This window comes from Acinetobacter sp. YH16052 (assembly GCF_013417155.1).
GTDB lineage: Bacteria > Pseudomonadota > Gammaproteobacteria > Pseudomonadales > Moraxellaceae > Acinetobacter.
Genome location: NZ_VPEO01000058.1, coordinates 1 through 5,168 on the forward strand (window position 1 = coordinate 1; position 5,168 = coordinate 5,168).

7 protein-coding genes and 1 pseudogene are annotated in these 5,168 nt (G+C 33.0%); 5 read left to right on the forward strand and 3 right to left on the reverse strand.

Translation table 11 applies throughout. From position 1 onward, the window contains the following. Positions 1 to 280: pseudogene (locus FTV42_RS15465) on the forward strand (DNA-binding protein); the annotation flags it as partial. 19 nt (positions 281 to 299) lie between these two features. Beyond that, on the forward strand, positions 300 to 443 hold the full coding sequence (locus FTV42_RS15470) for a hypothetical protein (RefSeq protein ID WP_179996780.1): 144 nt from the start codon (positions 300 to 302) through the stop codon (positions 441 to 443). Positions 444 to 641: 198 nt separating this feature from the next. Here the strand turns inward: FTV42_RS15470 and FTV42_RS15475 are convergent, their stop codons facing one another. From FTV42_RS15475 to FTV42_RS15485, 3 genes are all read right to left on the reverse strand, one after another. After that, positions 642 to 1,001 carry a DUF4829 domain-containing protein gene (locus FTV42_RS15475; RefSeq protein WP_257222000.1) on the reverse strand — a complete coding sequence of 120 codons (360 nt, stop codon included), beginning with the start codon at positions 999 to 1,001 and terminating at the stop codon, positions 642 to 644. Positions 1,002 to 1,278: 277 nt separating this feature from the next. Beyond that, complete coding sequence (locus FTV42_RS15480; protein ID WP_179995793.1) at positions 1,279 to 2,166, reverse strand: hypothetical protein; 888 nt, start codon at positions 2,164 to 2,166, stop codon at positions 1,279 to 1,281. Between the two features lie 394 nt (positions 2,167 to 2,560). Then, entirely contained in the window at positions 2,561 to 3,472 is a 912-nt protein-coding gene (locus tag FTV42_RS15485; RefSeq protein ID WP_179996750.1) for a LysR family transcriptional regulator, read from the reverse strand. 98 nt (positions 3,473 to 3,570) lie between these two features. On the opposite strand from FTV42_RS15485, the gene FTV42_RS15490 reads away from it, so the two are divergent. From FTV42_RS15490 to FTV42_RS15500, 3 genes are all read left to right on the forward strand, one after another. Continuing rightward, positions 3,571 to 4,179, forward strand: a complete 609-nt coding sequence (locus FTV42_RS15490; protein WP_078194113.1) for an FMN-dependent NADH-azoreductase — start codon at positions 3,571 to 3,573, stop codon at positions 4,177 to 4,179. Between the two features lie 158 nt (positions 4,180 to 4,337). Further along, positions 4,338 to 4,634, forward strand: a complete 297-nt coding sequence (locus FTV42_RS15495; RefSeq protein WP_034583450.1) for a type II toxin-antitoxin system RelE/ParE family toxin — start codon at positions 4,338 to 4,340, stop codon at positions 4,632 to 4,634. A 1-nt stretch (position 4,635) separates the two neighbouring features. Then, positions 4,636 to 4,926 carry an addiction module antidote protein gene (locus FTV42_RS15500; protein ID WP_000241337.1) on the forward strand — a complete coding sequence of 97 codons (291 nt, stop codon included), beginning with the start codon at positions 4,636 to 4,638 and terminating at the stop codon, positions 4,924 to 4,926. Positions 4,927 to 5,168: the final 242 nt, after the last annotated feature.

Below are 5,168 nucleotides of genomic sequence, written 5' to 3' on the forward strand. Positions count from 1 at the left end.
TGAGCTGAAAAGTGTTGCACCTGCCACAGCATCACCACAACAAGATGCTACGGCATGCGACACCGACATGCCACAGCATGCGACAACACAACAAGACAATGATAATAAAAAGAATAATGAATTAAATATTGCAGAAAATGTGGCAGTGCCACAGCAAGAAACTACAGCATACCACACCCAAACGCTACAGCATGCCACGTTGCAAAATGTGACAGTGCCACAACCCAAAAAACGTAGTTTATTTGGCCGTGTGCTGAATGCCGTATTTGATAATGATTGAGTTATAAGGGAGAAAAGTCATGCCAAAATTGAAAGATATTGCTCTGGGTATTGTGGTTGCTCCTGTACTGATCCCAATCATGCTGATTGCGTCTTACCAGGATAAAAAGGCGCTAAAGAAAGACCTAAATAAACGCCAAAAAGAAAAAGCCCAGGCATCCTGAGTATTCAATTGATCTAATCAAAGTCGTGAAACATTGATCAAAGAATAGGCGTGGAACATGAAAAATCATAAAAAAAGCCCGAACAGGGATGTTCGGGCTATCAAATAGAAACTACAGCATTGATTTCTAGAGATAATTATAACGCATTTCGCATAAGGTGTATTATGTTAATTTTAGGGAAAATAAATAATTATTAGCTTAAGGCCCACTACCCAATCCTGTAATTAGCCAATCAGATTGAGGAGATTTTTTCACAAGAGTAATAAATAAAATATAGTCACCTACTGGACTGCCAGCATCATCTATATGCACGATTTTAACTTTTACCATCACTGAAATAATTTTATAAAATTCTTGATAATACTCAGGTCTACTTTCCGCTGAATCATCATTAATTCTTATTATTTCTAAAATTTTTGAGTCTTTGAAAGAAAGAAATCTTTCAGGACTTTTTAAGTCTTCATATAATTGCGCATCAGGCCAAACATATTTGATTGCTGATTTTCGATCATGTTTAGCAAGTGAATTTAAGAAAAGTATCGTTGTCTGTTTTGCCATTTCATTGTCATAATTCAATTTCTGTTTATATGAATTAAAGATCAGAATTAAACATAGACCTACAAGCAAAATTCCTACTTTTATAATTTTTGGGCGATTTACCATTCTTTTTGAAAACCCTTTCTAACTGCTAATGTTTAACCTTATCAATAAAGTCAGGCACTTATTTAACATAATGGCTGTTATACGAAATAAAAAAAAACCTAGGCACTGCCTAGGTCTTAAATTTAAAAAAATACATAAAGATTAAGGCGCATGACACTTCAATCAAGCTATATTAATAATTACATACCATAGAAACAGCACCTTGATAGTTACCATTATTGCTCAAAGTCATACGGTAAATTGCACCAAGTACTAGGCTATTTGGTCCATTATCAGCTATGTTAAATGTACCGATCTGATTTGATTCACCTTGTTGTCCTACGATACCCAATAAGTTATAGCTGCTATAGTTATTGAATGAATCAACCCATCTCATTGATGAAGCAAAGGTAGTTTCATCACTGCCATTTTTTGCAGTAAATTTAACGTCGATATTGCCGTTAGGATTTAAGGTAATACTTCCATTATGAATGGATGGAGAAATAAAGTTTTCAAATTGGCCACTATTGGTCACTTTTGCTTGAGTAGCATTAACATCAGTACAGTTAATTTGTTTGGTTTGGGCAGAAATACGCTTAGTAATGATTGGGGTAAATGCAAAATAAAAATAAGAAGCATTGCTATATTTGGAAATATCTGTTGATTTTATTTCCCCATCTTTTTCATAATTAAAAATTCCTTTGGTTACACGAGCAATCGTAAAGTTTTTATTTCCAGCAATTTCTTTCGCAACAATATCTCCTGTAATTTTGTAATCACCAAATTCGGTGATAATACCATCGGCATTTTGTTTTACAGAATCAAGTCTTGATGCACCAGAAGAATTAGGGTAGTCAAAAATAATATTGTAGGATTGTGATGGATTCAATTTTTCCAATACTGAACCAGTAGAAGTATCTGGTGTGGTGCCGCTGTTCCCTGTAGAGCTCGATGTACCATTCCCTGTAGAGCTCGATGCACCATTCCCTGTAGAGCTCGATGCACCATCACTGCCGCCGCCGCAGGCAGTTAAAGTAAGACCCAAAGAAATAACTAAAAAAGAGGTCTTAAATCGGTTCATGGTAATTCCTAGTTTAAAAGAATCAACTATAGTCTATTGTTAGAATACTGAAAATACGAACATCTTTTTATTTACAATAACTTAGGTGAATAAACCTACTTTTAAAGGCTTATTCAGCAAACAATGATTGATAGCTATTAACTTTATAGGCATATTTAATTCAAATATACCTCCCCTTTAACATAATGGCTGTTATACGCAATAAAAAAACCTGGGCACCAACCCAGGTCTAAAATTTAAAAAACAGATAAATATCAGTGCAATAAACTCATTTTTCTAATTTCGCATAACGTGTATTATGTTAATTTTAGGAAAGCTTAATAAATCCGTGTTTAAAAATTAAACTAGAAAGATTTTGTATTACTATCAATTTAGAATTCCTCTCTTATAAATCTTATTTAATGACGCTATCTTTTTGTATTGATGAAGCTATTTTATCAATGGTAGTACGAACACGTATTGGTAAGAAATTTGATCTTTTCCATACAATTTGAATAGGATAGTTAGTACTTGAATAGTTAGTAAGTAGGTGTATTAATTGACCACTTTGTATATATTCTTGAATCAACCAGGAAGGTAACCAACCAATTCCTCCATGCATTAGTACATAATCTAATATGCTTTTTATGTCATCCATTTGAACTTTATTTTTTGGCAAATATTTTATAGTTTTATGATGAGAACTTTGAAATATCCACTTTTCAAGCTGCCCATTTTTCAAATATCCAATAGTCTGATGGTTATCTAAATCTTTGATGCTCTCAGGAACCTGGTATCTTTTTAAATATTCAGGTGTGGCACAGAGCCACATTGCATGCTCAGAAATCTTTTTAACCATTAATTGACTATTATCTTCTAAATTACCAATTCTTATCACTAGGTCATAATTATCTTCAATTAAATCAATATAACGATCATTAAAAGAAAGAACCATATTCAAATTTTGATGTTCATCTGCTAAGTCTCTTAATATCGGAACAATGAACTTTTGTCCAAATAATACAGGCATAGAGATACGTATCATTCCCTGAATATTTTGATTATTACTTTCAAATAATGTCTCAGCTATTAATAATTCTTGTACAGCCCGCTGGCTATGTTCATAGAAAATACTACCTTCTTCTGTGAGAGCTAAATGACGTGTATCTCTGTTAAAAAGTACTACTCCGAGCTGTACCTCAAGCTTTGAAATCATCTTACTGACAGCGGAACGAGTCAGATGTAATTTTTCTGATGCTTTAGTAAAACTTCCTTGTTCAACAACACTAATAAATGCCATCAAACTTTTCAGATCATTAACACGCATATTAGTTCCAATTGGGAATCAATGAGTTGATTTATTATCACTTTTGTATCCAATTTATCAATGATAATCTAATTAAAATTCATATTAGGAACCTTACTATGAACAGAATTTTAGTTATCAAATCTAGTTTTATGCAGGAAAAATCTCTAAGTAATCAGCTCATTAATAAATATTTATATAGACGTAAGCAAAGTGGTTATGTTGACCAAATAATTGAACATGATCTAGGAGCTATGAACTTACCAGTATTAAACTTAGAGATATTTAATGCCTTACGTGGAGAGGCGAATGAAAAACCTGAGGTAAAAGCAGCAGTAGCTCTCTCTGATCAATTTATTCAAGAGCTGAAAGATTGTGATCTATTATTGATTGCAGCACCAATGTATAACTTAAATGTACCAACCCAATTAAAAAACTGGTTCGACTTAATTGCACGAGCACGAGTAACTTTTCAATATACAGAAACCGCACCCGTAGGATTAATTAAAGGTGTTAAATCAATTATCTTTAGTTCACGTGGTGGTTTTCATCAAGATCTTCCAACAGATGCTGTTACAGCATATTTAATAGCAGTATTAGGATTAATTGGTATTGATAAGGTAGATTTTATATATGCTGAAGGCACTGATATTAAACCATTAGGGAAATCTAAAGCACTTGAATTAGCTTCACAGCAAATTGCTTTACAAACGAACGTAGGATTGTAAGTATATTCTTCCTTATGGCAATGAAATTATAATTTTCTATTGTTCTAAGGTTCCTATTTAACATAATGGCTGTTATACGAAATTAATGGATGTTCGTATAGATTACTTGCATATTGTATTCGATCGAATACAATATAGTGAGAAGATAAGGAATCCTCATGATTGAAATTAAACGTCTGCCAGAATTTGATGAATGGTTGGATGGCATTAAAGACAATATGACCCGTATTCGCCTAAATCGTAGATTAGATAAGGTTCAACGTGGAAATTGGGGAGATATTAAACCTCTCCAAGATGGTGTTTGGGAAATGAGAGAATTCTTCGGTTCAGGATGGAGGATGTATTACATCCAACATGGTGACGTAGTGATTGTAATGCTTGGTGGCGGAGATAAATCAACTCAACAACAAGACATCAATCGTGCAGTCAAATTATCAAAAACGTTGGAGGATTAAAATGGTTAAAGTAGCTGATTTACCAAGTTTTGATATGGCTGAGTCACTCAAAACTGAAGAAGATATTGTAATGTACCTCAATATGGTTCTTGAAGAAAATGATCCTGCTGAATTAGCGCACGCACTTGGTGTAATTGCTAAAGCAAGAGGTATGACCCAAATTGCGAAAGAAGCAGGTATTGGACGAGAAGCCCTTTACAAAGCACTTCGTCAAGATTCAACGCCTCGTTTTGATACGATCAACCGTGTTGTGAATGCTTTAGGTTTAAAATTGACAGTTCAACATACTTAAAATTTAAAAAATATAATAAAAAAATGGGAGTTTAAGGCTCCCATTTTTTATTATATAACGCCCATTCCATTGAATCAAAAAACTTAATTTCAATATGCCTCATTATTTTATAAAAAGTAGAGTAATGACGAATACATTTAATAATGCTGAATGGCTGGTTAAAAAAAAAAACTTGAAAAAAATATAAAAAGTGATAAATTTCACACTTATTTTTATAGACGTGATTTTAATACCTATAAAAA

What these genes read in the sequence shown, in the direction of transcription:
- FTV42_RS15470 (WP_179996780.1), top strand. Translation starts at nt 300, where the DNA reads ATGCCAAAATTGAAAGATATTGCTCTGGGTATTGTGGTTGCTCCTGTA.
- FTV42_RS15475 (WP_257222000.1), bottom strand. Translation starts at nt 1,001, where the DNA reads ATGGCAAAACAGACAACGATACTTTTCTTAAATTCACTTGCTAAACAT.
- FTV42_RS15480 (WP_179995793.1), bottom strand. Translation starts at nt 2,166, where the DNA reads ATGAACCGATTTAAGACCTCTTTTTTAGTTATTTCTTTGGGTCTTACT.
- FTV42_RS15485 (WP_179996750.1), bottom strand. Translation starts at nt 3,472, where the DNA reads ATGCGTGTTAATGATCTGAAAAGTTTGATGGCATTTATTAGTGTTGTT.
- FTV42_RS15490 (WP_078194113.1), top strand. Translation starts at nt 3,571, where the DNA reads ATGAACAGAATTTTAGTTATCAAATCTAGTTTTATGCAGGAAAAATCT.
- FTV42_RS15495 (WP_034583450.1), top strand. Translation starts at nt 4,338, where the DNA reads ATGATTGAAATTAAACGTCTGCCAGAATTTGATGAATGGTTGGATGGC.
- FTV42_RS15500 (WP_000241337.1), top strand. Translation starts at nt 4,636, where the DNA reads ATGGTTAAAGTAGCTGATTTACCAAGTTTTGATATGGCTGAGTCACTC.